The sequence below is a fragment of the Micromonospora sp. SYSU B005 genome (assembly GCF_055362685.1).
This window is the reverse complement of sequence record NZ_JAXCFU010000016.1, coordinates 62516-87582: the sequence shown is the minus strand read 5'-3', so window position 1 is coordinate 87582 and position 25067 is coordinate 62516. Positions and strand designations below refer to the sequence as shown.

Genomic DNA, 25067 nt, shown 5'->3' with positions numbered 1-25067 from the left:
TTCAAGCGATGCTGGGCCTCCCCGCGCACGTGCGCGCTTGTCTCTTCGATCTGGACGGTGTGCTGACGCAGACCGCCAAGGTGCACAACGCCGCCTGGGCGGAGACGTTCGACGCGTACCTGCGGCGACGGTCGGCGGAAACCGGCGAGCCGTTCCACCCGTTCGACCCCGGACCGGACTACAACCGTTACGTGGACGGCAGACCGCGCGCCGACGGGGTGCGCACATTCCTGGCCTCGCGCGGCATCACCCTGCCCGAGGGATCGCTTGACGACCCGCCCGAGGCGGACACCGTCAACGGCCTCGGCAATCGCAAGAACGTCGTCCTGCTCCAGCGGATCGAGCAGCACGGCGTCGAGGTGTACGAGGGTTCGGTGCGCTACCTGGAGGCGGCCACCACGGCCGGACTGCGCCGCGCCGTCGTCTCGGCCAGCGCCAACTGCGCCGCCGTGGTGCACGCCGCCGGACTGGACCGCTGGCTGGAGGCGCGGGTGGACGGTGTGGTCGCCCGCGCGAACGGGCTGCGCGGCAAACCGGCCCCGGACACGTTCCTGGAAGGCGCCCGGCTGCTCGGCGTCGAACCGGCGCAGGCCGCCGTCTTCGAGGACGCCCTCGCCGGCGTCGCCGCCGGGCGGGCCGGCGGATTCGGGTACGTGGTGGGCGTCGACCGGGTCGGCCAGGCCGACGAGCTGCTGGCGCACGGCGCCGACGTGGTGGTCACCGACCTCGCCGACCTGCTCGCCGCGGAGCCGGCCGCGTGATCCGGGAACGGGCGTATCCGGTCGAGCCCTGGCACGTCCGGGAGATGCAGCTCGACATGGACGTGCTGGCCCAGTCCGAGTCGGTGTTCGCGCTGTCCAACGGGCACATCGGGCTGCGGGGCAACCTCGACGAGGGCGAGCCGCACGGGCTGCCCGGCACCTACCTGAACTCGTTCTACGAGCTGCGCCCGCTGCCGTACGCCGAGGCCGGCTTCGGTTTCCCCGAGTCCGGGCAGACCATCGTCAACGTCACGAACGGCAAGCTGATCCGGCTCCTCGTGGACGACGAGCCGCTCGACGTGCGCTACGGCGAACTGCTCGCCCACGAGCGGGTCCTCGACATGCGCGCCGGCACGCTCCAGCGGGACCTGCACTGGCGCTCCCCGGCCGGCCGGGAGGTCAAGGTCCGTACCACCCGCCTGGTGTCGTTCACCCAGCGCTCGGTGGCAGCCATCCACTACGAGGTCGAACCGGTCGACGGGCCGCTGCGGCTGATCCTCCAGTCCGAGCTGGTCGCCAACGAGTCGCTGCCGCCGCAGAGCCGTGACCCCCGGGTCGCCGCCGTCCTGGAGTCGCCGTTGCAGGCCGAGGAGGAGCTGACCACCGACGACGGCGGCCAGCTCATCCACCGCACCAAGGTCAGCGGTCTGCGGGTCGCCGCCGCGATGGGCCACGACGTCGACGGGCCCGAACGCACCACGATCGAGAGCGAGGGGTACGAGGACTGGGTCCGCACCACCATCGGCTGCGTGCTCAAGCCCGGACAGACGCTCCGGGTGGTCAAGTACCTCACGTACGGCTGGTCCAGCCGCCGGTCCCTCCCGGCGCTGCGCGACCAGGTCGGCGCGGCGCTCGCCGCGGCCCGGCTCGACGGCTGGGACGGCCTGCGCCGGGCCCAGCGCGAATACCTGGACGCGTTCTGGGACGCCGCCGACGTACGCGTCGAAGGCGACCCCGAGGTGCAGCAGGCTGTCCGGTTCGGCCTCTTCCACGTCCTCCAGGCCGGCGCCCGCGCGGAACGGCGGCCGATCTCGGCCAAGGGCCTCACCGGCCCCGGGTACGACGGCCACGCGTTCTGGGACACCGAGATGTTCGTGCTGCCGGTGCTCACGTACACCCAGCCCAGCGCGGTCCGTGACGCATTGCAGTGGCGGTACGACACGCTGGCCCAGGCCCAGGAACGCGCCCGCACGCTGAACCTCGAAGGCGCCGCCTTCCCGTGGCGCACCATCGAGGGGCCGGAGTCGTCGGCGTACTGGCCCGCCGGCACCGCCGCGTTCCACATCGCCGCCGACGTCGCCGACGCGCTGCGCCGCTACGTGCTCGTCACCGGTGACGAGGCGCTGGAACGGGAGATCGGACTGGAACTGCTCGTCGAGACCGCCCGGCTGTGGCGTTCGCTCGGCCACCACGACCGCGCCGGGCGGTTCCACATCGACGGCGTCACCGGCCCGGACGAGTACACGGCGGTGAAGAACGACAACGTCTACACCAACCTAATGGCCCAGCGGAACCTGCGTACCGCCGCGGACTGCGCGATGCGCTACCGGGACCAGGCACTCGACCTCGGCGTCACCGAGGAGGAGGCAGCCGCCTGGCGGGACGCCGCCAACGACATGCACGTCCCGTACGACGCGGAGACCGACGTGCACGAGCAGGTGGAGGGATTCACCCGTTTCCAGGAGTGGGACTTCGAGCACACGCCGCCGGAGAAGTACCCGCTGCTGCTGCACTATCCGTACTTCGACCTCTACCGCAAGCAGGTCGTCAAGCAGGCCGACCTGGTGCTCGCCATGCACTGGCGGGGCGACGCGTTCAGCGCCGCCGAGAAACTGCGCAACTTCGTCTACTACGAGCGGCGCACCGTACGCGACTCGTCGCTGAGCGCCTGCACCCAGGCGGTGCTGGCGGCCGAGGTCGGCTACCTCGAACTGGCCCACCGCTACCTGCGCGAGGCCGCGCTGATGGACCTGCACGACCTCAACGAGAACACCCGCGACGGCGTGCACATGGCGTCCCTGGCGGGCGCCTGGATCGCGCTGGTGGCCGGGTTCGGCGGGCTGCGGGACCACGACGGGATGCTCTCCTTCGCGCCCCGGCTCTCCAGCCGCCTCAGCCGCCTGGAGTTCTCACTCCAGTGGCAGGGAATGCGACTGCGGGTCGACGTCCGGCCGCACCAGACGACGTACTCGCTGCGCAACGGCGGCCCGGACACCGTCGTGGACCTGCGGCATCACGGCGAGCCGCTGCGGGTCACCTCCGCGCAGCCGGTCACCGTGGCGGTGCCACCGGCTCACCCGACCGGTCCGCAGCCGGAGCAGCCGCAGGGCCGCGCGCCGCTGATGCACCTGCCGGAACGCATGAACTGAGCGGCCCCGCCCCGAAGGGCGGGACCGCTCGGTACGCGTACCTCAGAACTGGCGGCCGTTTGACGGACGCCCGCCGGCGTCGCGCGGCGCCGTGGCCCGCGGATCGTCGGACGTCCGCGCCGTCGAGGCGCGGTCGGCCCAGTCCGGCGAGTCCTTCAGCTCCTGCTTACGACGTTCCTGGTCGGTGAGTTCCTGTTCCCGGGACCTGTCCTGTTTCGCCATGACGATCCTCGCGATCGGTCGGGGTCCGTGGTCACCCCGCGCGTTCCCGCCCGGCGGCGGCTCAACCGTCCGGGCGAGGGCTCAGCCGTCCACGTGCTGGGCGAAGCTGCGCCGCAGGTGGTCCTTGGGGCGGGAGCCGACGATCGAGCCGACCACCTCGCCGCCCCGGAACACCAGCATGGTCGGCGCGGACATGATCCGGTGGGCGCGTGCGGTGGCCGGGTTCTCGTCGGTGTTGAGAGTGACGAAGCGCAGCGCGTCGCCGAACTCCTCGGCCAGCTCGGCCAGGTGCTTCGACACCACCCGGCACGGCGGGCACCACTCGGCCCAGAAGTCCACCACCACCGGCCGGTCGGCGGCCAGCACGGCTGCCGCGAAGGTGTCGTCGGTGACCGGGTTCAGCCGGCCGGTCCCCGTGTCCTGAGGCATGTTTCCTCCCGTTGGGCGATCGCGTGGGCGAGCTGGTCGTGCAGCCGGCGGCGGACGTCGCCCAGCCGGTCGAGGTAGTCGTCCACCTCGGCGAGCTTGCGCCGCAGCACCGCCACCGAATCGGGGCAGACGTCACCGGAGTCGTTTCCGGCGCGCAGGCAGGCCACGAACGGGCGGATGTCGTCCAGGCCGAAGCCGATCGCCAGCAGGGACCGGATCTCGCGGACGACGCGTAGTTCCGCCTCGTCGTAGACCCGGTATCCGTTGGCGGACCGGCTCGGCCGGACCAGGCCGTGGGCCTCGTAGTAGCGCAGGGTGCGGGTGCTCGTACCGGCCCGCTGCGCCAGCTCCCCGATCCGCATCCGCCGCCCCCGTTCCCTCACTGCCAGGTCGACGCTAAACCTTGCCGCCGACGTCAACGCAACCCGAACGCGTGCGCTTTTGTGGATCTTGCCCGGTGGGCGCGATCATGAAGTTGACGGGGTGGGGGAGCGCTTTCTGGGGCGTCAACTTCATGATCGTCGGGGTGGGGGGTATGCGTGGGGGAGAGCGGGAGGGGCGGTGAGGTTATGCGTGAGGTTTCGGTGCCTGTGGTGGACGGCGGGCTCGTGGGGGACGTGGTGGTGCCTGCCGAGGCGCGGGGGGTGGTGCTGTTCGCGCACGGGAGCGGCAGCTCGCGGCACAGCCCGCGCAACATGGCCGTCGGGCACGCGCTCAACGAGCGCGGGCTCGCCACGATGCTCGTCGACCTGCTGACCGCCGACGAGGAGGTCAGGGACGAGGTCACCGCCGAACTGCGCTTCGACATCGGCATGCTGGCCGAGCGCCTGGCCGGGATCGTCGACTGGATGGGTGCTGACCCGGAGCTGGGGCGGCTCCCGGTCGGGCTGTTCGGCGCCAGCACCGGCGCCGCCGCCGCGCTGGTCGCCGCCGCGGCCCGGCCGGACCGGGTGGGCGCTGTAGTCTCCCGGGGCGGCCGGCCCGACCTGGCCGGCAGCTCACTGACTGCGGTACGCGCACCGACGCTGCTGCTCGTCGGCGGCCTGGACGAGCAGGTGATCGTGCTCAACGAGCAGGCCCGGGACGCGCTGGGCGAGGTCGCCGAGCTGCGGATCGTGCCCGGCGCCACGCACCTGTTCGAGGAGCCCGGCACGCTGGAGCAGGTGGCCGACCAGGCCGGTACGTGGTTCACCACGCACCTGCGCCAGCCGCACCCCGCCTGACCGCCGTACCCGTCAGCGCTCCGGTGGCTCAGCCCGCTGCCTCGGCGGCGCGGTGCCGCTGCACGGTGTCCAGCACCCGCCACAGCACCGCCGCGATCGGCACCGACACGAACGCCCCGGCGACCCCGGCCACCAGCGTGCCGGCGGTGACCACCACCAGGATGACCGCCGGGTGCAGCTGCACCTGCCGCCGCATCACCAGTGGTTCCAGCAGGTTGCCCTCGATCTGCTGGACGGCGATCACGGCGGCCAGCGTCAGCAGCGCGGTGGTCGGACCGTTCGCGGCGAGCGCGACGAGCACCGCCACCGCACCGGCCACCGTGGCGCCGATGATCGGTACGAACCCGCCGAGGAACGTGATCAGGGCGAGCGGGAGGGCCAGCGGGACACGCAGCACGACCAGGGCCAGCCCGATGCCGATGGCGTCGATGGCCGCGATGATCATCGTGCCCCGGCTGTACGCGCCGAGCGTCCGCCAGCCGGCCCGTCCCGCCTCGGCGGTCAGTTCCCGGCGCGGGCCGGCGAGCCGGCGCAGCACCCAGCGCCACATCGAGCGGCCGTCCTTGAGCAGGAAGAACAGCAGCACCAGGGCGAGCAGCACCGCGCCCGCGACCTCGGCGACCTTGCGCGCACCGGCGACCGGGTCGGGCGCGCCGCTGCTCAGGCCCTGCCGGATCTGCTCGACGAGCCGGTCGAGCTGCTGGTCGGTGACCGGCAGGCTGGACGTGACGAAGTCCCGGGTGCGCTGCAAACCCTCGTCGAGTTGCTGGCTCAACTCGCTGAACTGGCTCGCGGTGAGGTTCCAGACCAGGACGCCGGCACCGCCCAGGATGCCGAGCAGCAGCAGGATGCTCAGCAGCGCGGCGAGCCCGGCCGGTACCCGCAGCCGGCGCAGGCGTACCAGGATCGGGTCGAGCAGCGCGGCGAGGAAGAGCGTGCCGGCCAGCGCCACCGCCAGCGGCGCGAGCAGTACGGCGATCTGCCCGAGCAGCCACAGCCCGGCGGTCACCACCAGCAGGCAGGCGCTCCAGGTGACCGCCGTCCGTACCGGCCAGGGAAGTCCCGCCCAGGTCTGTCGCGGTCCGGCGGTCGGTGCCCGCCCGGTTATGCCAGCGTCGTCGTCCACGTCGCCCTCCTCGATCCGGGCCGTTGGTACCCGACGCGGGCCGATCCGACACCAGGGACGTAACCGCCCACCCGGTGTTTGTGCCCCCGGCCTCCGGGAAGGCATTCACCGTATCGAAGGGAGATTCGGGCATGAGCGACTTCATGGACAAGGCCAAGGACCTCGCCGACAAGCACGACAGGCAGGTCGACCAGGGCATCGAGAAGGCCGGTGACGCGGCGGACAAGCGCACCGGCGGCAAGTACGACGCGCAGATCGACAAGGGCGTCGACATGGCGCAGCAGCGCACCGGCGAAGGCGACACCGGCCGCTGACGTACCCCGGCGGCGGGCCGGCCCCCAGAAGGGGACCGGCCCGTGCGGGTCAGGAGCTGTAGCCGCGTCCGGCGATCCAGTTGGCCAGCTCGGTCACGTCCATCCAGTACGTGGGCTCGTCCGGCCGGGCCGGGTCGGCGATCAGCACCCGGTCGCCGTCGCCCTCGTACCGCACGACGGTCACGTAGTGGCCGGGGTAGCTGTGCTCCACCCCGTCGATGTCCCGGGCGCCGCCCAGGATGTTCGCCACCACCGGGCGGTCGTCGTCCACAGCCGTACGGATGTCCGCGCGCAGACGCTCGACCTGGTCCCGGGTGGCCACGTCGTCGCGGATCTCGGTGGTCTTGTACTTGCCACCCGTGTACTCGTTGAGCACGCGGGTGATGTCGATGGCCGAGTCGGTGCCGTTCTCGGTGGTGCCGAGCTTCGTCGCCAGCTCGTCCTGGCTCACGTCCCTGCCCTCGGCCGACAGGGCGATCCGGGTCGAGGCGGGACCGCAGTAGAAGTAGTTCGGCTGTGCCTGGTACTCGTAGTCGGCGGCGCGGTCACCCTTGCCCTTGACCGGGGCGGCGTGGGCGGCGGCCGGACCGGCCACGGCACCGCCGGCCGCGGCCAGGCCGGCGACGGACAGCACACACTTACGGATGATCGGGTTCATGGTCGAGGCTCCATTCGGGGGTCGACGGCTCCGTGCGGGAGACGCGGCACCAGGAGTGGCGCTCGGCGTACGGAGAGTTCAACCGCCCTGCCGCTGCGGCCCATTTCCGGCCGTGACCGGGGCCACCGCGGAACCGGACAGACGCCTCAGTCGGGGAGGCTTCCCAGGAGCCCGGTCACCGCGATCTCGATGACCACCCGTTCCGGATTCGGGCGCGGCGTGCGATACCGCTCGGCGTACCGGCGCTCGGCCTCGGCCACCGACTCCGGGTCGCGGCGCAGCACCGCCCGCCCCTCCACCGTCAGCCACCAGCGGCCGTCGACCTGGCACACCGCGACCGGGACGCCGTCCGGCCCGGCCGCCGCGACGTGCCGGGCCTTGGCCGACCCGGCTGAGGTGATCACCCGGGCCAGCCGGGCTGCGGGATCGAAGGTCACCCCCACGGGTACGACGTGCGGAGTGCCGTCGGCACGCGGTGTGGTGAGCGTGGCGAGGTGCCGATCCGCGAAGAAGCGGGCCACCCGCTCGTCGCTCGGATCCAGCCGATGCCGTGCCGCCATGTCGTCTCCTTGTTCCGTGCCGGTGACGTCTCAGCGGCGGGGTGCCGCGCCGGGCGGCAACGTCGCCACCGGGGACTCCCCGGCGGCCCGCTGCTCGGCGCGGTGCTTGGCGACCAGCCGGCCCAGGTAGAACAGCGCGCCGGCCAGCACGCCCATGTCGTCCAGGTAGATCGGATCGGGCAGCAGGTCCACCGGCAGGATCGTGTAGATCAGCGCGCCGTAGAACGCGACCTTGCCGCCGGCGCCGAGCGCGCCGAGCATCCGGCGGGTGCGGACCACCCGGATGGCGAGCAGTACCGCCCCGGCCAGCATGGCCGCCGCGAGGACGGCGGCGAGGACGACCAGCACCCAGGCTTCACGGGACACGCCACCACGCTAGCCGAGCCGGGCCCGGGCCGCGCGGTGCCGACGACAGACGACTCTGACGGAACGCGTATGACTGAGAGGCATGTTTATGCCTCTCAGTCATAGTGCTCGGAAGTAATCCATCTGGGAGCCCGGGCCACGGTGCTCTCAGGCCACGACCGCCGCCCGGCCCCGGGCCACCGGGGTCGGCTCGCGAGTGGTCCCCACGCCCGCTACGGTCGGCAGTTCCCGGGTGGCCTCGGGTCCGGCGAACCCGACGATGGAGAGTTCCGTCTGCGGCTCGGCGACCGGGTGCAGGGCCGCGAACGCCTCGTCACGCAGGCTCTGCGCCGCCGCCGCGGCCAGCTCGGCCGCGTGCCAGGCGGCCTGCTCCCGCTGCATCGCGGCCCGGTGCCGGGCCGCCATGTTGTCCCGGACCAGCCGGCGCAGCAGCAGTTCCTGCTCCACCGGGTGCCGGCTCGGGTCCCAGCCGTTGCCGCCGAGGATGTCGCTGAGCTGCCGCACCGTGATCTCGTTACGCCACTGGGCGTCCATCGCGGCCCGGTGCAGCCAGCGCTCCCGGTCGGCGTACTCGGCCGGGGTCTTGGCGGTCCGGGGCAGCGGCAGCGCCGCGGCGGCGCTCAGGCGCCGGACGTCCTCCTCGGCCGCCTGGTACGCCTGCCAGGCGGCCTCGGCCTCCTCCTGGGCGGTCAGCCACTCGGATCGGCTCCGCTCGGCGGTCGCCGTGGCACGGGACGCGGCCACCGCCACCTCGTCGGCGTAGCGGATCTGCTCCTGGTCCCGTACGCGGGCACGCTCGGCCCGATCGATGCTGCTCGGCCGGGCGGCGTCGCTGATCCGGTCGACCAGTTCCGAGCGGAACCGGGACGGGCGGACGATCAGCGCGGTGACCACTGTCGCGGCCACGGCGAGCAGGACCAGCCAGATCACGGCGGCCGCGGGCATGTCGGGCAGGACGGCGGAGAAGACGGTCTGCATCACCAGCACCTCGTGGTGGAACGGAAGGACGATAAACGGTCGTGGCCCGGGCATCCGGGCGGGTGCGCGTCGTGACTCGGACGCGACGGGACGCGCAGCGGGGCGCGAGGCGTGCGGCCGGTGGGCCGCGCCGGGGCGTACCGGAAGGGGCGCCCGGTCAGGCGCGCGGCGGACCGCGACGGGCGATGTCCGCCCGGCCGGGGTCGGCGGCGGCGACGACCTCGACGCCGGGGACGCGCCCGGCGGAGTCGGCGGAGAGGGCTTCCGTGGCGGCCGGGCCGGTGCCGGGGCCGGTGGTCCGCGGGGCAGCGGTCGTCGCGTCGGCCGCCGTGAGGCCGGCGGAACGCGCGGCGCCGGTCGTGACCGCCTGCCGCGCCGCCACGTGCTCGATCGCCGCCATGTGCTCGATCGCTGCGACGTGCTCGGTCGCGACGGTGTGCGAGGCGACGGTTGCGTGCGAGGCCGCGGCGGCGTGAGTGGGTGCGGCGGCGATGCCCTGGAGGCCGGCGATGATCGCCAGGCCGGCCACAGCCGTGCGGGCGATCCGGCGCAGCGTCGCCGTCCAGGTGGACGGGGCGAACGCTACGGGCAGCACCTGTTCAACCTATCGGTCGACGGACGATCCCGCAGCTCAAGGATCTTGCGGGTTACGTGAGCCACCCCACGGGTCGGTGTGGACGGACATTCACGCAGGCCCGACGCGGAACGGCGCGGCGCCCCTTTCGGGGTGCCGCGCCGTCTCGTGAAGCCCGGGCTCAGTTGCCGCCGAGCACTGGCGGCGGGGCGGCGTCGCCGTCGCTCCAGACCATCTCGTCCTCGGTGAGCCAGGTCAGCCGGCCGTCGGACTCGTCGTCGCCGTGGCCGCCGCGCCCGCCCAGCACGCCGCTGCGGCCGGCCATCGCGGGCCGCCCGGTGGCGCCGCCGGTGCGCTCGGCGGGCTTGCTCCCGGCGTCGACCACCAGACCACGGCCGGAGGTGAGCCGGCCGGTGCCGGCCGCCGAGCGGTTCTCCGCGCCGGACATGCCGCCGAAGCGGGCCGAGGAGGCCGCGTTGGTGCCGGTGCCCGCGAGCGAGCCGGTGCTCAGCACACCGGGGGCGCCGTAGAGGCCGCCACCCGGTCCGCCGGCGCTCATCGTCGTCGGGCCGGCGCCGCCGGGACCGAAGCCCGGGCCGCCGCCGATCGTCGGACCGCCGACGGTGCTGGTCAGCGGCGCGGCACCGGCCAGCGAGGTACCGCCCGGGTCGACGGTGCCGCTGGTCGGCACCGAGCCCGGAGCGCCGGCGCCGGGCTGGCCGCCCGGAGTGCCCGCACCGGGCGTGCCCTCGCCCGGCGTACCGCCGGTCGGGGCCGTGTGGTGCACGCCCGACGTGGTGGCGGTGGCGTTGGCACCCGGGCCGAAGCTGCCCAGGCTCGGGCCGGACGACGGCGTCTTCACCGACGGGCCGTTCTGCAGCGTCGGGTCGCCGTTGCTCGTGTGGCCGGGCAGTTCGGTCTCCGGCGGGTCCGGCACGACGATGCGGCCGTACGCCGAGAAGTCGTAGCCCTCGGCGAGCTTCGCCACGACCTGCACCATCCGCTGGTGCGCCTTCTCCTGCTCGGCCTTGTCCTGCTGGTGGCCGACGATCCCGCCGATCACCGCGCCCGGGGCACCGCCGATCAGGAAGCCCTTGCCGGCGCCGGAGAGCAGCTTGTCGTTGTCGTCGGTCTTCTCCGGGCTCTCCGCCTTCGACTGCGCGGCCCGCAGCTCGCTGGACATCATGTCCAGGCCCTGCCGGATGCCGGTCATGCCCTCGGACAGGTTGCCGGAGTAGCGCACGACCATGTCCAGCCGGCGGTGGAACTCCCGCGCCGCGTCGCCGGTCCAGGTCTTCGCCAGCGCCTCCAGGTCGGCGGTCAGGTCGCGGCCGAGGTCGTCGAGCGTGCCCTTCAGGGAGGTCCACTGGGCGCTGAGCGCCTCGATCTGCTTCGGGTCGCCGGCGTTGACGCCCTGGTAGAGCTCCTCGTGGCTGACGTGCTCGTAGCGCCGGGTGTACTCAGACACGCGGGTCCTCCTTCGGCTGCTTCATCGCCTCGTTGAGCCCGGAGAGGGCGGCGGCGATGTCGGCCGCGGCGGCGGCGTTGCGGGCCTCGGCGGTCTTGTAGTTCGTCATGATCTTGTGGGTCGCCTCGCGGGCGGCCAGGATCGCCCGGCGCAGCCGGTCGACGTGGTTGACGTAGCTCTGGTGCGTCTCGGAGTAGCGACGTGCGTTGTCGGTCGCGTCGGTGAACGTGCCGAGCGCCGGCGGGCGGCACTGCATCTGGGTGTTGAGCTTGCGCAACACGGACTCCGCCTCGTGCAGGCGCCGCTCGAGCCGCTGGTGGAAGTCCTCCAAGGACAGTACGTCTACCGTCGTGCGCCCCGTCATGGCTGCATCCCCGTAGTCATCGTCGATAACCGTTCGCCGTACTCAGGTTAGTCGAAGCGGGCCAACCCGGGCGACCCGTGACGGGGTTCCTCCACTTCGGATCGGCCGGCGGCTGTTCAACCGCCCTGGACCTGCGCCGCCGCGCCCCCGGCCGAGGGTGTCGCGGTGGCCCCCGGGGGTGCCGACGCATCGAAGTAGGTCATCGCATCCTCGCGGGACAGCGTCGGGCCGGTCGGCACCAGCGCCAGCAGCGAGGCCGGTACGGCCAGTGGCGTCACGTCGCCGTACCCGAGCGCGCTCCTGGCGTCGCCCCCGGCGGTGCCGAGCGGATAGCGGATGCCCTGGGCGGTGATCAGGTAGACGGTCGAACCGGCCGCCGCCTTGCCGCTCTCCCCGGCCGTGGCCTGCACCAGCACGCCCTTGCCGCCTGGTAGCAGCACGTTCTCGGCGGTGCGTACCGCGTCGCGGGCGCCCTGCCGGGCCGGCATCGCGGTCGCCGAGGTCAGCTCGGCCGGCGGGGAGTCGAAGACCTCCAACGTGGTGGTCGGCGGCTGACCGGCCGGGCCGGGCCGGTAGGTGGCGCACAGCACGGTGCGGCCCGGCCGGACCTCGTGCAGCGTCGGCAGCCGGGCCGGCAGGCCGTCCGCGTCCAGCCGCTGGTCGGTGAGGAGCCGGCCCGCCTCGTCCGGAGTGATCTGCGTCACCTCGCCGCCGCTGCCGAGCAGCAGCAGCGCGGTGACCTCGCGGACGGTCGCCAGGCCCTGCCGGGTGAGCACGTAGTACTGGCCGGCGGCCTGGTAGACCTGGCCGATCCGGGCCGGCCGGTCGGCCACCGTCAGCCCGCTCGCGCTGCCGTCCCCGGCGATCGCCGGCTTGCGCAGCACCGGACCGACCGGCACCGCGTTCAGCAGTTGCTGCCCGACCGTCAGGTTCGTCGCGCCGGCCATCTTCAACGCCACCAGCGCCTGCTCGTCGCCGGCGACCTGCAGCCGGGAACCGCCGGTGAGCAGGTAACGGGCGTCGCTGGTCCGCACCACCACGGCCCGGTCGGTCAGCGCCGTGCCACCGGGCAGCGCGCGGTCGATCACCAGGTGCGTGGTGGAGCGCTGCGGGTCGTTCGGATCCGGTACGTCGCACACCGACCAGGGCAGCCCGACCAGGGACTTGCGGTCCGGCAGGTCGTCCGGGGCACCCACGATGCCGACCAGCCGCCCGCGTGGACGGTCCTTGATCGACGCCTGCGACATGGTGCGCGGCTGCGCCGCCGCGTCGTTGACGATCAGCCGCGCCGAGGCGTAGTTGAGCGTCGGGCGCAGCACCTGGTCCTCGCCGAAGTAGTACGTCGCGCCGGTCTCCCGCTCGATCACCAGCGTGTTCGGCTCCAGCGGCGCCGAGTTGCTGGTGAGCTGCCCGTACGCGCCCACGCCGCCGAGCACCACGGCGGCCGCGATGACGCTGCCGAACACCGCCATGCCGAGGCGGCGCATCGGCAGGTCGTTCGTCTCCGGATCACCGGAGAGCAGTGCCGAGACGATGCGGCGGGTGACGAAGCGGTACGCCTGCACCTGATCGCGGCGGGTCCGCATGACTAACCTCCGGCGGGGGTGGGTCCGCGGCGACAGGTCCGAACAGCGCCGCGGGCTTCCCTACGATAAGGGGCCGTCGGGGGTGCGCCGGACCCCGTCCGCCGCCCGAACGACCGCACCCGCCCGGCGGATGCCCAGGATGTCCAGAAGGGACGCACACCGATGACGCAGCTCCAGGCGCCACCCGGTCGTACCGCCACCGCTCCCGCCGTACCGCCGGACCGGCCGGTCACCCCGGCCGACAAGCGCCGCCGGGGACGCCTCGGCCCGGTCGTGGTCGGGCAGCTCGTGGTGGTGGAGTGCGCGGCGCTCGCCGTCTGGTTCGCCACCGCCGGCCCGGCGTGGCTGCTCGCGGTGGTCGGCGTCCTGGCGCTGCTGGCGGTGGCCGCGGCGTTCGCACGCCGGGGCGGCCGCTGGTGGTACGAGGACCTGATGCTCCGGCGCCGGCTGCGCCGGCGCCGCGACCGGGCCCGGGGCGCGGCGCCGGGCGGCGACCCGCGGCTCGCCGCGCTCGCCCCCGAGCTGACGGTGGTGGAGCTGACCGAGCGCGGCACCCGGCTCGGGATCGGGCAGGACGACCGGGGCTGGTTCGCCGCGCTGGCGCTGACCGGCCGTCCCGGTGCGCCCGCCGGCTCGATCGAGGCGGCGGTGGTCGACCGGGCGCTCGCGGTGCTCGCCGACTTCTCCGGCCCGGTCACCCAGACCCAGGTCGTCTCGCACACCCTGGTCTGGTACCCGGCACCCGGCGCGCCGCCGTCCGCGTACCGGACCGTGTGGGTGGCGCTGCGCCTGTCGGTGTCCGACGCGCGGGCCGAGGCGGTGAGCCGGGGCGGCGGCCTGCGCGGCGTGCACCGCACGGTGGCGGCCGGGGTGGGCCGGCTCGGCAAGGCGCTCAACGCCGCCGGCCTCGGTCACCGGGTGCTCGACCGCAACGAGCTGCACGCGGCGGTGGTGTCCGGCGCCGGCCTCGACCTGGCCCCGGAGTCCCCGGTGGAGACGTGGACCAGCCTGCGCGGAGGCGGCTGGACGCAGCGCTGCCTGGCCCTGCGGGTACGCCCCAACGGCTCGCTCGGCGCACTCGTGGACGCGGTCACCTCCACCTCCGCGCCCTCGCACACGGTCGCCGCCGTGGTGCTCCCGGGCGGCCGGCGGGTGCCGCCGCTGCTGCGGGTGGCGGCCATGGACGGGCACGCCGAGGCGCTGGTGAAGGCGGTCCGGGAGATGGCCCGGCGCGCCGGTGTGCCGGCCCGCCCGCTGGACGGCCAGCACGGCCCGGGCGTCTACGCCACCGCGCCGGTCGGCACCGCGATGGGGACCGTCACGGTCGAAGGTTGACGATCCAGCCGTACGCGCCGCACACCCAGACGGCCAGCGGCACCAGCGCGATGATCAGCAGGATCTCGACGATGTCCAGGGTCCGGCCCCAGACCGGGGAGATCCGCTTGCCGGCCACGGTCAGGCCGTAGACCAGGCTGATCACGGCCACCACGGCCAGGCCGCCGAGGATCAGGCCGAGCCGTACCGCCAGTGAGCCGGCGGCGAAGGTGGCGGCGGCGACCAGCCCGAGGCCGACGGTGCCGGCCAGCAGCACCGGCGTGCGCTGGGCGCGGCCGAGGAACGGGCGGGCCCGCAGCAGCGACAGCAGCGCCAGCACCAGGCAGAGCAGGACCGCCGGGAGCCGGCCGTCCTCGGCCAGCACCACCTCGCCGCCGAGCACCAGCAGCGAGACGGTCCACAGCAGACCGGTGAGGAACGCGTCCGCGCGCTCGCTGTTGCGCAGCACCGACGGCCCGTCCACCGACTCGGTGTCGGTCTTGAGGTCGTCCGGGCCGGTGGGGATGGACGGCACCGGCAGCCGGGCCAGGCGGTAGGCGAGCATCGGCAGCGCGGGCAGCGCGCCGAACGCGACAGTCGCCACCACCGCCGCGGAGGCCGCCGCGCCGATGTCGAAGGACAGGCTGAGCACCGCGCCGAGGCCGACCGCGCCGCCCACGCCGACCGCGCCGAGGAACAGCGGCAGGCGGTCGCCGACCGCCAGCGCGGCCACCGCGCCGAAGACCACCACCGCGGTGCCGGCCAGCAGGACGTGCGGGCCGGCCAGCTCGCCGAGTGTCCGCTCACCGGCGAGCACCAGCAGGCCGCCGACGCCCGCGTACCCGATCCCGACCAGGGCCAGCACCGCGCCGGTGCGGCTGTCGCCGGCCGCGCGGGACAGCACCGCGGCGCCGACCAGCAGCGCCACCGCGACCACGAACGCGGCCGCCGCGCCGGGTAGCTGCGGCGGGCCGGTGAGCAGCGTCGCGACCGCGCCCGCGGCCAGCGCCGAGCCGGCCAGCAGGACCGCGAACGCCCGCGTGGTGCCCACCTGCCAGGCGCCCGCCCGCTGGGTGGTGGAGGTGGCGACCGCGTCCACCACGTCGTCGAAGACGATCTCGGGCGCGGTCGCGGCACGCGGGTTGAAGTAGAGCACCTCGCCGTCGCGGACACCGAGCTGCGCGGCGGTGCGGCCGCCGTCGAGCGGTTGACCGCCGAGCCGGGACAGGGCCCAGCCGCCGTGCCGTACGCCCTCGTCGGCCAGGTCCTCGCCCGCGTACCGCAGCAGCGTGGGGAGCAGGTCGGCGAGCGGCACGTCGGACGGCAGCGCCAGATCCATCCTGGTACGCGGCGCCACGATGGTGATCCGGCTCAGTCCGCCGGTCGCCGTCTTCGTCGCCACAGTGGCCTCCTCGTGCTCGCATACGATCCGCTGGGCCGTCGGCGTCGCCACACGGGTCCACGACGCCTGACGGAGATTACCTACGATGGCGGTCGCACAGGTTGCCCACCCGACGCTCACCGGCGGTGGCAGACCACGATCAGGGCCGCTTCTGGGGAGGGGAGAGCCGTGAGTACGGTGGTGTTCCGCCGACTTCCGCGTCAACCGGGGCCCGCGCTGCCGCGCGGCGAGGTGCTGCTGGAATCCCCGCCCGAGCTGCCGGAGCCGCAGGCCAAGGGCATGGGTCAGGTGCTGATGATCCTGCCGATGCTCTGCGGCGTGGGCGCGATGGCGTTCCTCTACGCCGGCCGGGGCGGCGGCATGATGACGTACGTCGCGGGTGGCCTGTTCGGTGTGTCCATGTTGGGCATGGCGATCGGCACGCTCGGCAACGGCGGCAAGGACAAGGCCGAGCTGAACGCCCAGCGGCGCGACTACATGCGTTACCTGGCGCAGATGCGTAAGCGCACCCGGCGGGCGGCCGAGCAGCAGCGCGCCGCGATGACCTGGCGGCACCCGGAGCCGGACGCGCTCTGGTCGATCGCCGCCTCGCGCCGGCTCTGGGAGCGGCGGATCACCGAGGACGACTTCGGCGAGGTGCGGATCGCGCTGGGCCCGCAGCGGCTGGCGGTGGAGATCGTGCCGCCGGAGACCAAGCCGGTGGAGGACCTGGAGCCGATGAGCGCGATCGCGCTGCGCCGGTTCGTCCGGGCCCACTCCAGCGTGCCGGATCTGCCGACCGCGCTGTCGCTGCGCGCGTTCAGCCGGATCGCGTTGCGCGGCGACCGGGAGCCGGTGCTGGACCTGGCCCGGGCCGCGTTGGGTCAGCTGGTCACGTTCCACGCCCCGGAGGACCTCCTGGTGGTCGTGGTGGCCGCGCCGGACCGGCAGGCCGCCTGGGACTGGGTGAAGTGGCTGCCGCACGCCCAGCACCCGGGGCGTACGGACGCGGCCGGCGCGCGCCGGATGGTGTTCGCCGCGCTGGACGAGGCGGAGACGGCGCTGGCCCAGGACCTGGGCGGACGGCCCCGGTTCGCGCCGGAGGCGAAGCCGCTGACGACCGCGCCGCACGTGGTGGTGGTGCTGGACGGCGGCGAGGTCTCGGCGACCTGCGCGCTGACCGGGCCGGGTCTGCTCGGCACGACGGTGTTCGACCTGTCCGGCGCGGTCCCGCGCGACGCCGGGCGCTGGCTGCTCTGCCTGGACGCCGGGGACGGCACCGGTCTGGACCTGGTCCGCGGCACCGCCACGTCGCGGCTCGGCCGGCCGGACCGGCTGTCCCTGAGCGCGGCCGAGGGGCTGGCCCGCCAGATCGCCCCGTTCCGGCTCTCCCAGCAGCAGGGTGCCAGCACCGAGGAGCCGCTGTCCCGCAGCATGGAGCTGCCCGACCTGCTCGGGGTCGGCGACGCGGCCACGGTGGACGTCCGGCAGACCTGGCGTCCGCGCAGCAACCGCGACCGGCTGCGCATCCCGCTCGGCCTGGGCCCGGACGGCAACGTGGTGGAGCTGGACTTCAAGGAGTCCGCGCACGAGGGCATGGGCCCGCACGGCCTGGTGATCGGCGCCACCGGTTCCGGCAAGAGCGAACTGCTGCGGACGGTGGTCGCGGCGCTCGCGGTGACGCACTCGTCGGAGGAGCTGAACTTCGTCCTCGTCGACTTCAAGGGCGGCGCCACGTTCGCCTCGCTGGACGCGTTGCCGCACACCAGCGCGGTGATCACCAACCTGTCCGACGAGCTGCCGCTCGTGGACCGCATGCGGGACGCGCTCGCCGGCGAGATGAACCGCCGCCAGGAGGTGCTGCGGGCGGCGGGCAACTACGTCTCCCGGTACGACTACGAGAAGGCGCGGGCCGCCGGTGAGCAGCTGGAGCCGATGCCCAGCCTGCTGATCATCTGTGACGAGTTCTCCGAGCTGCTCGCGGCCAAGCCGGACTTCATCGACCTGTTCGTGATGATCGGCCGGCTCGGCCGGTCGCTCGGCGTGCACCTGCTGCTCGCCTCGCAGCGGCTGGAGGAGGGCAAGCTGCGCGGCCTGGACACGCACCTGTCGTACCGGATCGGTCTGCGCACGTTCTCGGCGGTGGAGAGCCGGATCGTGCTCGGCGTGCCGGACGCGTACGAGCTGCCCAGCGCGCCCGGTCACGGCTACCTGAAGACCGACACCGCGACCATGCTGCGGTTCCGCGCCGCCTACGTGTCCGGCCCGTACCGGGCGCCCGGGCAGGTGCAGCGCTCCACCCGGGCGCAGGTGCAGCGCCGGATCGTCCCGTACGGCATCGACTACGTGCCGGTGCCGGCGGCGCCGAGCCCGGCGGAGGCCGCCCCGGAGCCGGAGCAGAGCGGTGACGGCAAGGCCGTGGCGATGCTCGACGTGCTGATCGACCAGCTCAAGGGCCGGGGCAAGCCGGCGCACCAGGTGTGGCTGCCGCCGCTGGCCGAGCCGTCCGGGCTGGCCGAGCTGCTGCCGAAGCTGAGCGTGCACCCGACGTACGGCCTGACCACCGCCGACTGGCCGGGCCGCGGCCGGCTCGCGGTGCCGGTCGGCATCGTGGACCGGCCGTACGAGCAGCGCCGCGACCCGATGATGGTCGACCTGGCCGGGGCCGGCGGCAACGTGGTGATCGTCGGGGCGTCGCTGAGCGGCAAGAGCACCATGCTGCGCTCGATGCTGGCCTCGCTGGCGCTCACCCATACGCCGCGCGAGGTGCAGTTCTTCTGTCTCGACTTCGGTGGCGGCGCGCTGCGCAGCCTGGACGGGCTGCCGCACACCTCGGGTGTGGCGGGGCGGCGCGACGTCGAGGCGGTCCGGCGGACGGTGGCCGAGGTGGTCGCCGTGATCGACGAGCGGGAGAACCGGTTCACCCAGCACGGCATCGACTCGGTGGCCAGTTACCGGCGTCGCCGGGCGGCGGGTGAGTTCGCCGACGACCCGTTCGGTGACGTCTTCCTCGTGGTGGACGGCTGGAACACGCTGCGCCAGGAGTACGAGGAGCTGGAGCAGACGATCACCAACCTGGCGAACCGGGGCCTCGGCTTCGGTGTCCACGTGGTGATCACGGCGGTGCGCTGGGCGGAGATCCGGATCAACATGCGGGACCTGCTCGGCACCAAGCTGGAGTTGCGGCTCGGTGACCCGTCGGAGTCGGAGATCGACAGGCGGGCCGCGCAGAACGTGCCGGTGGGCGCGCCCGGCCGCGGTCTGACCCGGGACAAGCTGCACTTCCTGACCGCGATCTCGCGGATCGACGGCAAGCGCGACATCGAGGACCTGACCGAGGCGTCGGTGGCGCTCGCCGGTCACGTCGCGGCGAACTGGCCGGGACAGCCGGCGCCGAAGGTCCGGCTGCTGCCGCGCAAGCTGGCGGTCACCGAGCTGGCGAAGGTCGTCGACCGGTCCGCGCCGGGCATCCCGATCGGCGTCAACGAGTCGGCGCTCGCCCCGGTCTACCTGGACCTGGCGGGCGAGCCGCACCTGACCGTGTTCGGCGACGCCGAGTGCGGCAAGACGAACCTGCTGCGGCTGATCGCCCGGGGGATCGCGGAGCGGTACACCCCGGCCCAGGCGCGGCTGGTCATCGCCGACTACCGGCGTGGTCTGCTGGGTGCGGTCGAGGGGGACCACCTGCTCGACTACGCGCCGTCGAACCAGGTGTTCAGCCAGGGCCTCGGCTCGATCCGCAGCGCGTTGCAGAACCGGCTGCCCGGCCCGGACGTGACCACCGCGCAGCTGCGTGACCGGAGCTGGTGGAAGGGCCCGGACCTGTACATCCTGGTGGACGACTACGACCTGGTCGCCTCCGGTGGCAGCAACCCGCTCAGCGCGCTGCACGAGCTGCTGCCACAGGCGCGGGACATCGGCCTGCACCTGATCATCACGCGCCGTGTCGGCGGTGTGGCCCGGGCGCTGTACGAGCCGGTGCTGCAACGCCTGCGCGAGCTGGACTCGCCGGGCCTGCTGATGTCCGGCAGCAGGGAGGAGGGCGCGGTGTTCGGCAACCTGCGGCCGACCCCGCAGCCGCCGGGCCGGGGCACGCTCGTGCGCCGCCGCGACGGCCAGCAGCTGATCCAGACCGCGTGGACGGAACCCGCCTGACGGGACGGACGGCGGGCCGCCCCGTCCGGTAGCGTCGGCCCGATCGACAGCCGCGAGTGGGAAGGGGCGCGTCCGTGAGCAGCCCGTCGGGTTTCGGTGCCGCCGTGGAGGGTCTGCTGCGGCAGGCGCAGGAGCAGCAGCGCCGGCTGGCCGAGGTCCAGCGGCAGCGCGCCGAGCTGCGGGTGACCGGGGAGAGCCCGGACGGCCTGGTGCGCGTGACAGTCGACGGCGACATGAAGGTCGGCGACGTCGAGCTCAACCCGCGGGCGATGCGGCTGGACAGCTTCTCCCTGGCCGAGGCGATGCAGGCGGCGATCGACGCGGCCTACGCCGCCTTCGAGGAGCGGCAGCGGGAGATGCTGGGCGAGATGCTCGGCGACTCCGAGATGGTCCGCCGGGCGCAGGACGGCACGCTCACCCCGGAGGACTGGTTCCGTCAGTTCGGGGTGGACCTGTCCGACCCGACCCGCAACCTGCGGCGCTGAGCGAGAGGAGCCGACGATGCCGAACACGGTCGACGTCGACGCGATCCGGAAGGCCGGGCAGCGGCTCGACGCCCCGGACGGCCCGATCCAATACCTCCGCAACGTCGAGACGTTGCTGGCCGAGGTGAAGCTGCCCGGCGGTGCGCTGAGCTGGTTCGGCACCGGCGCGGTGGAGCGGCACAACGCGGCGGTGGACGGGCACCTGGACAACGTCCGCACCGGCGTGGAGCATCTGCGCAGGGCCGCCGCGCAGCTCGAACAGAGCGCGAAGAACTGGGAGAAGTCGGATCAGCCCTGGGTGGTCAAGTGATCGGCCGGGTCCGCCACGGGAAGGACGCCTGATGCCACCGGAGATCCTCATCGCCAACGCGTCCGGGACGGTGACCGGCTCGGTGTCGGTCGCGCAGACCACGGCCCCGGTCCGCTCGGCGGCGGCCATCGCCAAGGGCAACCTGGTCTGGATCGCGGCCTCGGCGGCGCTGATCGGCACGATCCTCTACCTGGAGTCGTTCGACAACCAGGAGGTGAACGAGTCCATCAAGAAGTGGGACGAGGCGGCCCGTCTGCTCGGCGCGGACCAGTTCGGCGCGGCGATGGCGGCGGTCCCGCCGGACGCGGCGGAGTGGGACTTCGACGACCGGGACGCGTTCGACCTGTTCCTGCGCAAGCTCGGTGCGGAGATCAATTCGCTGGCCGAGGCGTTCGCCGCCAACCGGGACACGCTCACCGCCGCCCGGGACGCGTACAACGACGCGGTCTCCGGCCTGGCCCAGGCGCTCATGCCGATCCTGGTCGCGGTGATCGCCTCGATCGCGCTCCAGTTCTTCCCCGCGACCACCGCGCTGGCCCAGGCCATCGGCATCGCCGGCCTGGCCGCCACCGCCGCCATCCTGGTCCTGGTCTTCGGCGAGATCAGCGCGTTGCTGCACGCGCTGATGGCCGCCTTCCACACCGACAGCCGGTTCACGTTCAGCGCGGACTCCCGGCCCGGCTGGGCGCCGACCGGCTCCGACCCGGACATCAAGGACATCAAGATCGACTGGGTGCGGGACTCCAAGTTCTACGGGTGACGGGAGCGACGCGTGGACACCCTGCTCTTCTCGCTGCTGCTGTACGTCCTGCTGACCATCCCGGTCTTCGTGGTCCTGATGCTGTTCGCCGGGCTGAACCGCTCGGCGCGGCTGCGACGGGCCGCCGAGGTGGTGGCGCTGAGCACCTGCGCGGCGCTGCTGGTGCTGTCGTTCCAGCGCGCGTTCGAGAAGCCGGTGCTGTGGGTCGTGGTGGTGATGCTGGTCGCGGTGCTGGCCTTCGGCGTGTCGACGATCGTCAGATCCGCACGCGATCGGTCCTGACCTCGCCCTCGACCGTCCACCTGGTACGGAGGGGTGGCGCTCCGCGTCTGTCGACAGTGGCATGTCGGAATACGACGATGGGTCAGCAGGGCTGCGCGGGTTGGACATCGTCCGCTACGGTTCGGATGAAGTGTCCGTCGGTGGGGTGTGTACGCCTTGCCGCGGGGGAGGGCGCGGCGGAACCGCCGCCACAAGATGACGGAAGGGTGTGAAGCATGGCGTTCGAGGTCAGTGCAGCGACTCTGCACACCGCCGCGAGTGACGTGCGGTCCACGCGCAGCGACGTCGACGGCGAGCTCAAGAAGCTGTGGAACGTGGTCGACGACCTGGCGATGGCCTGGAAGGGCCAGGCGTCCACGGGCTTCCAGAGCCTGATGACTCGCTGGAACGAGGACACGACGAAGCTGCTGACCGCGATGGACAACATCGCGGACCTGCTCGACAAGTCGGGCACCACGCACCAGGTCAACGACGAAGAGCAGCAGCAGATGCTGGACAAGTTCCACGCTGCGCTCAACCCGTGATCCGCGAAGACAGGCAGAGGAGGAACCGATGAGCATCAAGGTTGATTACGCTGTTCTGGAGAGCAGCAACCAGCAGATGCAGGCCATCTCGCGGACCATCGACGAGAAGCTGGACACGCTGCGGGCGATGCTGACCAAGCTCGAGTGGGAGGGCCAGGACCGGGCCGCCTACCAGCAGCACCAGGCCCAGTGGGACGCCGCCGTGCGGGACATCAACAAGGTCCTGAACGAGATCGGTGGCGCGGTGGGCATCGCGCGCGAGAACTACATGACCACGGAGATGAGCAACTCCAAGGTCTGGGGCAACTGACCCCCGACCGGTCCACAGCGGCTCCGCTACGGCTCGCGCCGGGCGGAGCCGTCGTGCATCGTCAGGCGTCCTGCGGGACGTCGCGCCGGCCCGGCCGCCACCCGCGCCGCCGTCCGCGTACCAGGATGGGCCGCAGCGTCAGCAGGACGCCGGCCAGCAGCGCGCCGACGACGGCGACCCAGATCGCGACGGTGCGCTGCCCCGCCAGCGGGTCGGCCGGCGGCGCCGGTGGCGGCATCGCGCCCAGCGGTGGGTCGCTGCGGGTGCCCAGCAGGCTGGTGACGGCCCGGTACGGGTTGACCATCCCGTAGCCGACCTCGGCGTTGTGCCCGTCCGGCGGGCTGTCGGCGGTGCGGGTCAGCCGGTAGGCGACCTCGTCGGCGCCGATGTCCGGGTGCGCGGCCCGCACCAGCGCGGCCACCCCGGAGACGTACGCGGTGGCGAAGCTCGTCCCGCCCTGCGGCTCGCCCCGGTAGCCCGGCCCCTGCGGCGCGGGCCCGACGATGTTCAGGCCGGGGCCGGCGATGTCCACGTAGTCCCCGCTGACCGAGCTGCCGACGTGCCCGCCCTGCTCGTCGATCCCGGCGACGGCGACGACACCCTCGTACGCCGCCGGATAGGCGGGCCGGTCCTCCCGGTTCTCCTGCCGGTTGCCGGCGGACGCGACGATCACCACGTCCTTGCCGAGCGCGTACTGCACGGCGGACTTCAGCGCCGGGTCGTCGAGCGTGACCAGGGACAGGTTGATCACGTCGGCGTCGTGGTCGACGGCCCAGCGGATCGCCTTGCCGATCTCGGCCGGCACGTCCGGGTCGAAGTTCTCCTTGTTCTCGGCCAGCACCCGCAGCGGCAGGATCTTCGCCTCCGGCGCGATGCCGGTGTACGGCGTGCCGGTGCCCTCCCGGCCGGCGATGATGCCCGCGACCATGGTGCCGTGGCCGACCAGGTCGCACTGCCCCTTCAGGCGGACGAGCTGGTTGAAGTCCTCACCCGGCAGCACCCGCCCGCGCAGCAGGGGATGGGTCGGTGAGACCCCGGAGTCGATCACCGCGACGGTGATGCCGGCGCCCTTGCCGAGCCGCCAGGCGGCGGCCGGGTCGAGACGGCTCAGCGCCCACGGCACCTCGGTGGGTGCGGGGCCGCCGGCTGGGCCGCACTTCGGGGCGGCCAGCGCGGGCGCGGGCACCGCCAGCGCGCCGCCGAGCAGGGCGGTCACCGCCGCTCCGGAGAGGACGGACCTGATCCGGTGTCCGGCCCGGACGCGTCCCGTGGTCGCGCCCGGCCGCAAGCTGTCGCGCACGCGGTGAGATTACCCGCCGCGCCCGCCCGCGCGGGGCGCACGTGGTGCCGGCCGGATCACCGGCCGGCGGCGGCGTCCCCGGCGGGCTCGCTGGCGAACAGGGCCAGCAGCGCGCCGACCTGCTGGTCGGCCTCGGCCGGGTGCCGGAAGCGGCCCTTCGGATTGATCGTGTACTCGTTGCGCCGTCCCACCCGCGTACGCCGCAGGTAACCCCCTGCTTCCAGGTCGGCCACGATGGCCTGGGCCGCCCGCTCGGTCACGCCCACCTCGTCCGCCACGTCCCGCAGCCGGGCGGTGGGGTTGCGCGCGATCGCCAGCAGCACGTGGCCATGGTTGGTGAGGAAGGTCCAGTTACGGCGGCTCCCGTCCTCAACTGGTGTGGTCGCCATGGTGGTCATGCTATGGCCACGTCCGCCACCTGCCGAATCGGCGCGGTCCGGGGCGGAGCGGAGACGGGAAAGTATGAAATGCGTATCACGAATCTTGACGGACCCCGAGGGGCGTGTGACCGTGGGTCGCGAGGCCGTTCGGCCTGGTGGTTCCCCAGGTAGACGAGGTGAGGGACATGACGCCGAGCACCCCGGAACAGGCACTTGCCGAGCTGCGTGCCGGTAACCACCGGTTCGTCACGGGCGTCCCGCAGCATCCGAATCAGGACGCCGGGCACCGGGCGGCGGTCGCCGACGGCCAGCACCCGTTCGCGGTGATCGTCGGCTGCTCCGACTCGCGGCTCGCCGCCGAGATCGTCTTCGACCGCGGTCTCGGTGACCTCTTCGTGGTGCGTACCGCCGGGCACACCGCCGGGCCGGAGGTGCTCGGCAGCGTCGAGTACGCCGTCACCGTGCTGGGCACGCCGCTCGTGGTGGTGCTCGGGCACGACTCGTGCGGCGCGGTCCAGGCCGCCCGGGAGGGGGTCCGGACGGGTGCCGCCCCGGCCGGGCACCTGGGCGCGGTGGTGGACGCGGTCTCGCCGAGCCTGCTGCGCGCCGCCCGCCAGGGCGTCGAGGACCTCGACGGCATCATCGACGTCCACATCGCGCAGACCGTGGAGACGCTGCTGGCCCGGTCCGCCGTGCTGGCCGAGCGGGTGGCCGCCGGGCGGTGCACGGTGGTGGGCATGTCGTACCGGCTCGCCGGTGGCGAGGTGCGGACCGTGGCGCAGTCCCCGGCCCCGCTGCCCGCCCCGGCCGCGCCCGCCGACCCGGCGCTGGCGAGCTGACACATTCGGACGCGAAAAGGGGCCGCCCT

28 protein-coding genes are annotated in these 25067 nt (G+C 73.4%); 13 read left to right on the top strand and 15 right to left on the bottom strand.

The window, feature by feature from the left end; all coding sequences use genetic code 11:
• The first annotated feature begins 8 nt into the window (after positions 1-8).
• Together SM452_RS26750 and SM452_RS26745 are read left to right on the top strand one after the other, a co-directional pair.
• Positions 9-761, top strand: a complete 753-nt coding sequence (locus tag SM452_RS26750; RefSeq protein ID WP_355510392.1) for an HAD family hydrolase — start codon at positions 9-11, stop codon at positions 759-761.
• Positions 758-3130 (top strand): glycoside hydrolase family 65 protein, encoded by a 2373-nt coding sequence (locus SM452_RS26745; protein ID WP_355510389.1) that lies wholly within the window; start codon positions 758-760, stop codon positions 3128-3130. Before SM452_RS26750 ends, SM452_RS26745 begins: the two co-directional genes overlap by 4 nt.
• Before the next feature lie 42 nt (positions 3131-3172).
• Here SM452_RS26745 and SM452_RS26740 read toward each other — a convergent pair whose 3' ends face one another.
• The 3 genes from SM452_RS26740 to SM452_RS26730 all read right to left on the bottom strand — a co-directional run bounded on the left by SM452_RS26740 (position 3173) and on the right by SM452_RS26730 (position 4143).
• Positions 3173-3352 (bottom strand): hypothetical protein, encoded by a 180-nt coding sequence (locus tag SM452_RS26740; protein ID WP_071097001.1) that lies wholly within the window; start codon positions 3350-3352, stop codon positions 3173-3175.
• Between the two features lie 81 nt (positions 3353-3433).
• Positions 3434-3781 carry a thioredoxin gene (trxA, locus tag SM452_RS26735; protein ID WP_355510386.1) on the bottom strand — a complete coding sequence of 116 codons (348 nt, stop codon included), beginning with the start codon at positions 3779-3781 and terminating at the stop codon, positions 3434-3436.
• A complete protein-coding gene (locus tag SM452_RS26730; RefSeq protein WP_315985952.1) occupies positions 3751-4143 on the bottom strand; it encodes a MerR family transcriptional regulator in 393 nt (130 codons plus the stop codon). Before SM452_RS26730 ends, trxA begins: the two co-directional genes overlap by 31 nt.
• A 207-nt stretch (positions 4144-4350) precedes the next feature.
• Between SM452_RS26730 and SM452_RS26725 the strand changes: the two genes are divergently transcribed.
• Complete coding sequence (locus SM452_RS26725) at positions 4351-5004, top strand: dienelactone hydrolase family protein (protein ID WP_355510383.1); 654 nt, start codon at positions 4351-4353, stop codon at positions 5002-5004.
• 28 nt (positions 5005-5032) lie between these two features.
• On the opposite strand, the gene SM452_RS26720 is transcribed toward SM452_RS26725, so the two are convergent.
• Positions 5033-6130 (bottom strand): AI-2E family transporter, encoded by a 1098-nt coding sequence (locus SM452_RS26720; RefSeq protein WP_463840948.1) that lies wholly within the window; start codon positions 6128-6130, stop codon positions 5033-5035.
• Between the two features lie 131 nt (positions 6131-6261).
• Between SM452_RS26720 and SM452_RS26715 the strand changes: the two genes are divergently transcribed.
• Positions 6262-6444: an antitoxin gene (locus tag SM452_RS26715; RefSeq protein WP_262015895.1), complete on the top strand. Its 183-nt coding sequence runs from the start codon at positions 6262-6264 to the stop codon at positions 6442-6444.
• A 49-nt stretch (positions 6445-6493) separates the two neighbouring features.
• Here SM452_RS26715 and SM452_RS26710 read toward each other — a convergent pair whose 3' ends face one another.
• From SM452_RS26710 to eccB, 8 genes are all read right to left on the bottom strand, one after another.
• Positions 6494-7102, bottom strand: a complete 609-nt coding sequence (locus tag SM452_RS26710) for a C39 family peptidase (protein ID WP_262015896.1) — start codon at positions 7100-7102, stop codon at positions 6494-6496.
• A gap of 146 nt (positions 7103-7248) precedes the next feature.
• Positions 7249-7662 (bottom strand): pyridoxamine 5'-phosphate oxidase family protein, encoded by a 414-nt coding sequence (locus SM452_RS26705; protein ID WP_262015897.1) that lies wholly within the window; start codon positions 7660-7662, stop codon positions 7249-7251.
• 30 nt (positions 7663-7692) lie between these two features.
• Positions 7693-8028 carry a YkvA family protein gene (locus tag SM452_RS26700; protein ID WP_013283759.1) on the bottom strand — a complete coding sequence of 112 codons (336 nt, stop codon included), beginning with the start codon at positions 8026-8028 and terminating at the stop codon, positions 7693-7695.
• A gap of 147 nt (positions 8029-8175) precedes the next feature.
• A complete protein-coding gene (locus SM452_RS26695; RefSeq protein ID WP_463840947.1) occupies positions 8176-9006 on the bottom strand; it encodes a hypothetical protein in 831 nt (276 codons plus the stop codon).
• A gap of 157 nt (positions 9007-9163) precedes the next feature.
• Positions 9164-9601 (bottom strand): hypothetical protein, encoded by a 438-nt coding sequence (locus SM452_RS26690; protein WP_463840946.1) that lies wholly within the window; start codon positions 9599-9601, stop codon positions 9164-9166.
• Between the two features lie 160 nt (positions 9602-9761).
• Positions 9762-11048 (bottom strand): WXG100 family type VII secretion target, encoded by a 1287-nt coding sequence (locus SM452_RS26685; protein WP_262015900.1) that lies wholly within the window; start codon positions 11046-11048, stop codon positions 9762-9764.
• Positions 11041-11412 (bottom strand): hypothetical protein, encoded by a 372-nt coding sequence (locus SM452_RS26680; protein WP_013283763.1) that lies wholly within the window; start codon positions 11410-11412, stop codon positions 11041-11043. Before SM452_RS26680 ends, SM452_RS26685 begins: the two co-directional genes overlap by 8 nt.
• A 116-nt stretch (positions 11413-11528) precedes the next feature.
• A complete protein-coding gene (gene eccB / locus SM452_RS26675) occupies positions 11529-12998 on the bottom strand; it encodes a type VII secretion protein EccB (RefSeq protein WP_262015901.1) in 1470 nt (489 codons plus the stop codon).
• Positions 12999-13160: 162 nt separating this feature from the next.
• Between eccB and SM452_RS26670 the strand changes: the two genes are divergently transcribed.
• A complete protein-coding gene (locus SM452_RS26670) occupies positions 13161-14333 on the top strand; it encodes a type VII secretion protein EccE (protein ID WP_135243009.1) in 1173 nt (390 codons plus the stop codon).
• On the opposite strand, the gene eccD is transcribed toward SM452_RS26670, so the two are convergent.
• Positions 14317-15714: a type VII secretion integral membrane protein EccD gene (gene eccD / locus SM452_RS26665; protein ID WP_355510367.1), complete on the bottom strand. Its 1398-nt coding sequence runs from the start codon at positions 15712-15714 to the stop codon at positions 14317-14319. The two genes, SM452_RS26670 and eccD, sit on opposite strands and share 17 nt — an antisense overlap.
• Before the next feature lie 168 nt (positions 15715-15882).
• Here eccD and eccCa point away from each other — a divergent pair, with 168 nt between their 5' ends.
• From eccCa to SM452_RS26630, 7 genes are all read left to right on the top strand, one after another.
• Positions 15883-19848 (top strand): type VII secretion protein EccCa, encoded by a 3966-nt coding sequence (eccCa, locus tag SM452_RS26660; protein WP_357207434.1) that lies wholly within the window; start codon positions 15883-15885, stop codon positions 19846-19848.
• Positions 19849-19922: 74 nt separating this feature from the next.
• Positions 19923-20333: a YbaB/EbfC family nucleoid-associated protein gene (locus tag SM452_RS26655; protein WP_262015904.1), complete on the top strand. Its 411-nt coding sequence runs from the start codon at positions 19923-19925 to the stop codon at positions 20331-20333.
• 16 nt (positions 20334-20349) lie between these two features.
• Positions 20350-20643, top strand: coding sequence for a hypothetical protein (locus SM452_RS26650; RefSeq protein ID WP_194798849.1), 294 nt, complete (start codon positions 20350-20352; stop codon positions 20641-20643).
• Between the two features lie 31 nt (positions 20644-20674).
• Positions 20675-21403 (top strand): hypothetical protein, encoded by a 729-nt coding sequence (locus tag SM452_RS26645; RefSeq protein ID WP_262015905.1) that lies wholly within the window; start codon positions 20675-20677, stop codon positions 21401-21403.
• 12 nt (positions 21404-21415) lie between these two features.
• Entirely contained in the window at positions 21416-21685 is a 270-nt protein-coding gene (locus SM452_RS26640; protein ID WP_262015906.1) for a hypothetical protein, read from the top strand.
• Between the two features lie 215 nt (positions 21686-21900).
• Positions 21901-22209, top strand: coding sequence for a WXG100 family type VII secretion target (locus SM452_RS26635; protein WP_013283772.1), 309 nt, complete (start codon positions 21901-21903; stop codon positions 22207-22209).
• A gap of 28 nt (positions 22210-22237) precedes the next feature.
• Positions 22238-22519, top strand: a complete 282-nt coding sequence (locus tag SM452_RS26630) for a WXG100 family type VII secretion target (protein WP_013283773.1) — start codon at positions 22238-22240, stop codon at positions 22517-22519.
• Between the two features lie 61 nt (positions 22520-22580).
• On the opposite strand, the gene mycP is transcribed toward SM452_RS26630, so the two are convergent.
• Entirely contained in the window at positions 22581-23819 is a 1239-nt protein-coding gene (mycP, locus tag SM452_RS26625; protein WP_262015907.1) for a type VII secretion-associated serine protease mycosin, read from the bottom strand.
• A 56-nt stretch (positions 23820-23875) separates the two neighbouring features.
• A complete protein-coding gene (locus SM452_RS26620) occupies positions 23876-24217 on the bottom strand; it encodes a helix-turn-helix transcriptional regulator (RefSeq protein ID WP_463840945.1) in 342 nt (113 codons plus the stop codon).
• 167 nt (positions 24218-24384) lie between these two features.
• Here SM452_RS26620 and SM452_RS26615 point away from each other — a divergent pair, with 167 nt between their 5' ends.
• Positions 24385-25038, top strand: a complete 654-nt coding sequence (locus SM452_RS26615; protein WP_463840944.1) for a carbonic anhydrase — start codon at positions 24385-24387, stop codon at positions 25036-25038.
• Positions 25039-25067: the final 29 nt, after the last annotated feature.

Excerpts from the sequence above, each read along its gene's own strand:
- SM452_RS26750 (WP_355510392.1), top strand. The coding sequence starts at position 9 with ATGCTGGGCCTCCCCGCGCACGTGCGCGCTTGTCTCTTCGATCTGGAC.
- SM452_RS26740 (WP_071097001.1), bottom strand. The coding sequence starts at position 3,352 with ATGGCGAAACAGGACAGGTCCCGGGAACAGGAACTCACCGACCAGGAA.
- trxA (WP_355510386.1), bottom strand. The coding sequence starts at position 3,781 with ATGCCTCAGGACACGGGGACCGGCCGGCTGAACCCGGTCACCGACGAC.
- SM452_RS26730 (WP_315985952.1), bottom strand. The coding sequence starts at position 4,143 with ATGCGGATCGGGGAGCTGGCGCAGCGGGCCGGTACGAGCACCCGCACC.
- SM452_RS26725 (WP_355510383.1), top strand. The coding sequence starts at position 4,351 with ATGCGTGAGGTTTCGGTGCCTGTGGTGGACGGCGGGCTCGTGGGGGAC.
- SM452_RS26715 (WP_262015895.1), top strand. The coding sequence starts at position 6,262 with ATGAGCGACTTCATGGACAAGGCCAAGGACCTCGCCGACAAGCACGAC.
- SM452_RS26710 (WP_262015896.1), bottom strand. The coding sequence starts at position 7,102 with ATGAACCCGATCATCCGTAAGTGTGTGCTGTCCGTCGCCGGCCTGGCC.
- SM452_RS26705 (WP_262015897.1), bottom strand. The coding sequence starts at position 7,662 with ATGGCGGCACGGCATCGGCTGGATCCGAGCGACGAGCGGGTGGCCCGC.
- SM452_RS26695 (WP_463840947.1), bottom strand. The coding sequence starts at position 9,006 with ATGCAGACCGTCTTCTCCGCCGTCCTGCCCGACATGCCCGCGGCCGCC.
- SM452_RS26680 (WP_013283763.1), bottom strand. The coding sequence starts at position 11,412 with ATGACGGGGCGCACGACGGTAGACGTACTGTCCTTGGAGGACTTCCAC.
- eccB (WP_262015901.1), bottom strand. The coding sequence starts at position 12,998 with ATGCGGACCCGCCGCGATCAGGTGCAGGCGTACCGCTTCGTCACCCGC.
- SM452_RS26670 (WP_135243009.1), top strand. The coding sequence starts at position 13,161 with ATGACGCAGCTCCAGGCGCCACCCGGTCGTACCGCCACCGCTCCCGCC.
- SM452_RS26650 (WP_194798849.1), top strand. The coding sequence starts at position 20,350 with ATGCCGAACACGGTCGACGTCGACGCGATCCGGAAGGCCGGGCAGCGG.
- SM452_RS26645 (WP_262015905.1), top strand. The coding sequence starts at position 20,675 with ATGCCACCGGAGATCCTCATCGCCAACGCGTCCGGGACGGTGACCGGC.
- SM452_RS26635 (WP_013283772.1), top strand. The coding sequence starts at position 21,901 with ATGGCGTTCGAGGTCAGTGCAGCGACTCTGCACACCGCCGCGAGTGAC.
- SM452_RS26630 (WP_013283773.1), top strand. The coding sequence starts at position 22,238 with ATGAGCATCAAGGTTGATTACGCTGTTCTGGAGAGCAGCAACCAGCAG.
- SM452_RS26620 (WP_463840945.1), bottom strand. The coding sequence starts at position 24,217 with ATGACCACCATGGCGACCACACCAGTTGAGGACGGGAGCCGCCGTAAC.
- SM452_RS26615 (WP_463840944.1), top strand. The coding sequence starts at position 24,385 with ATGACGCCGAGCACCCCGGAACAGGCACTTGCCGAGCTGCGTGCCGGT.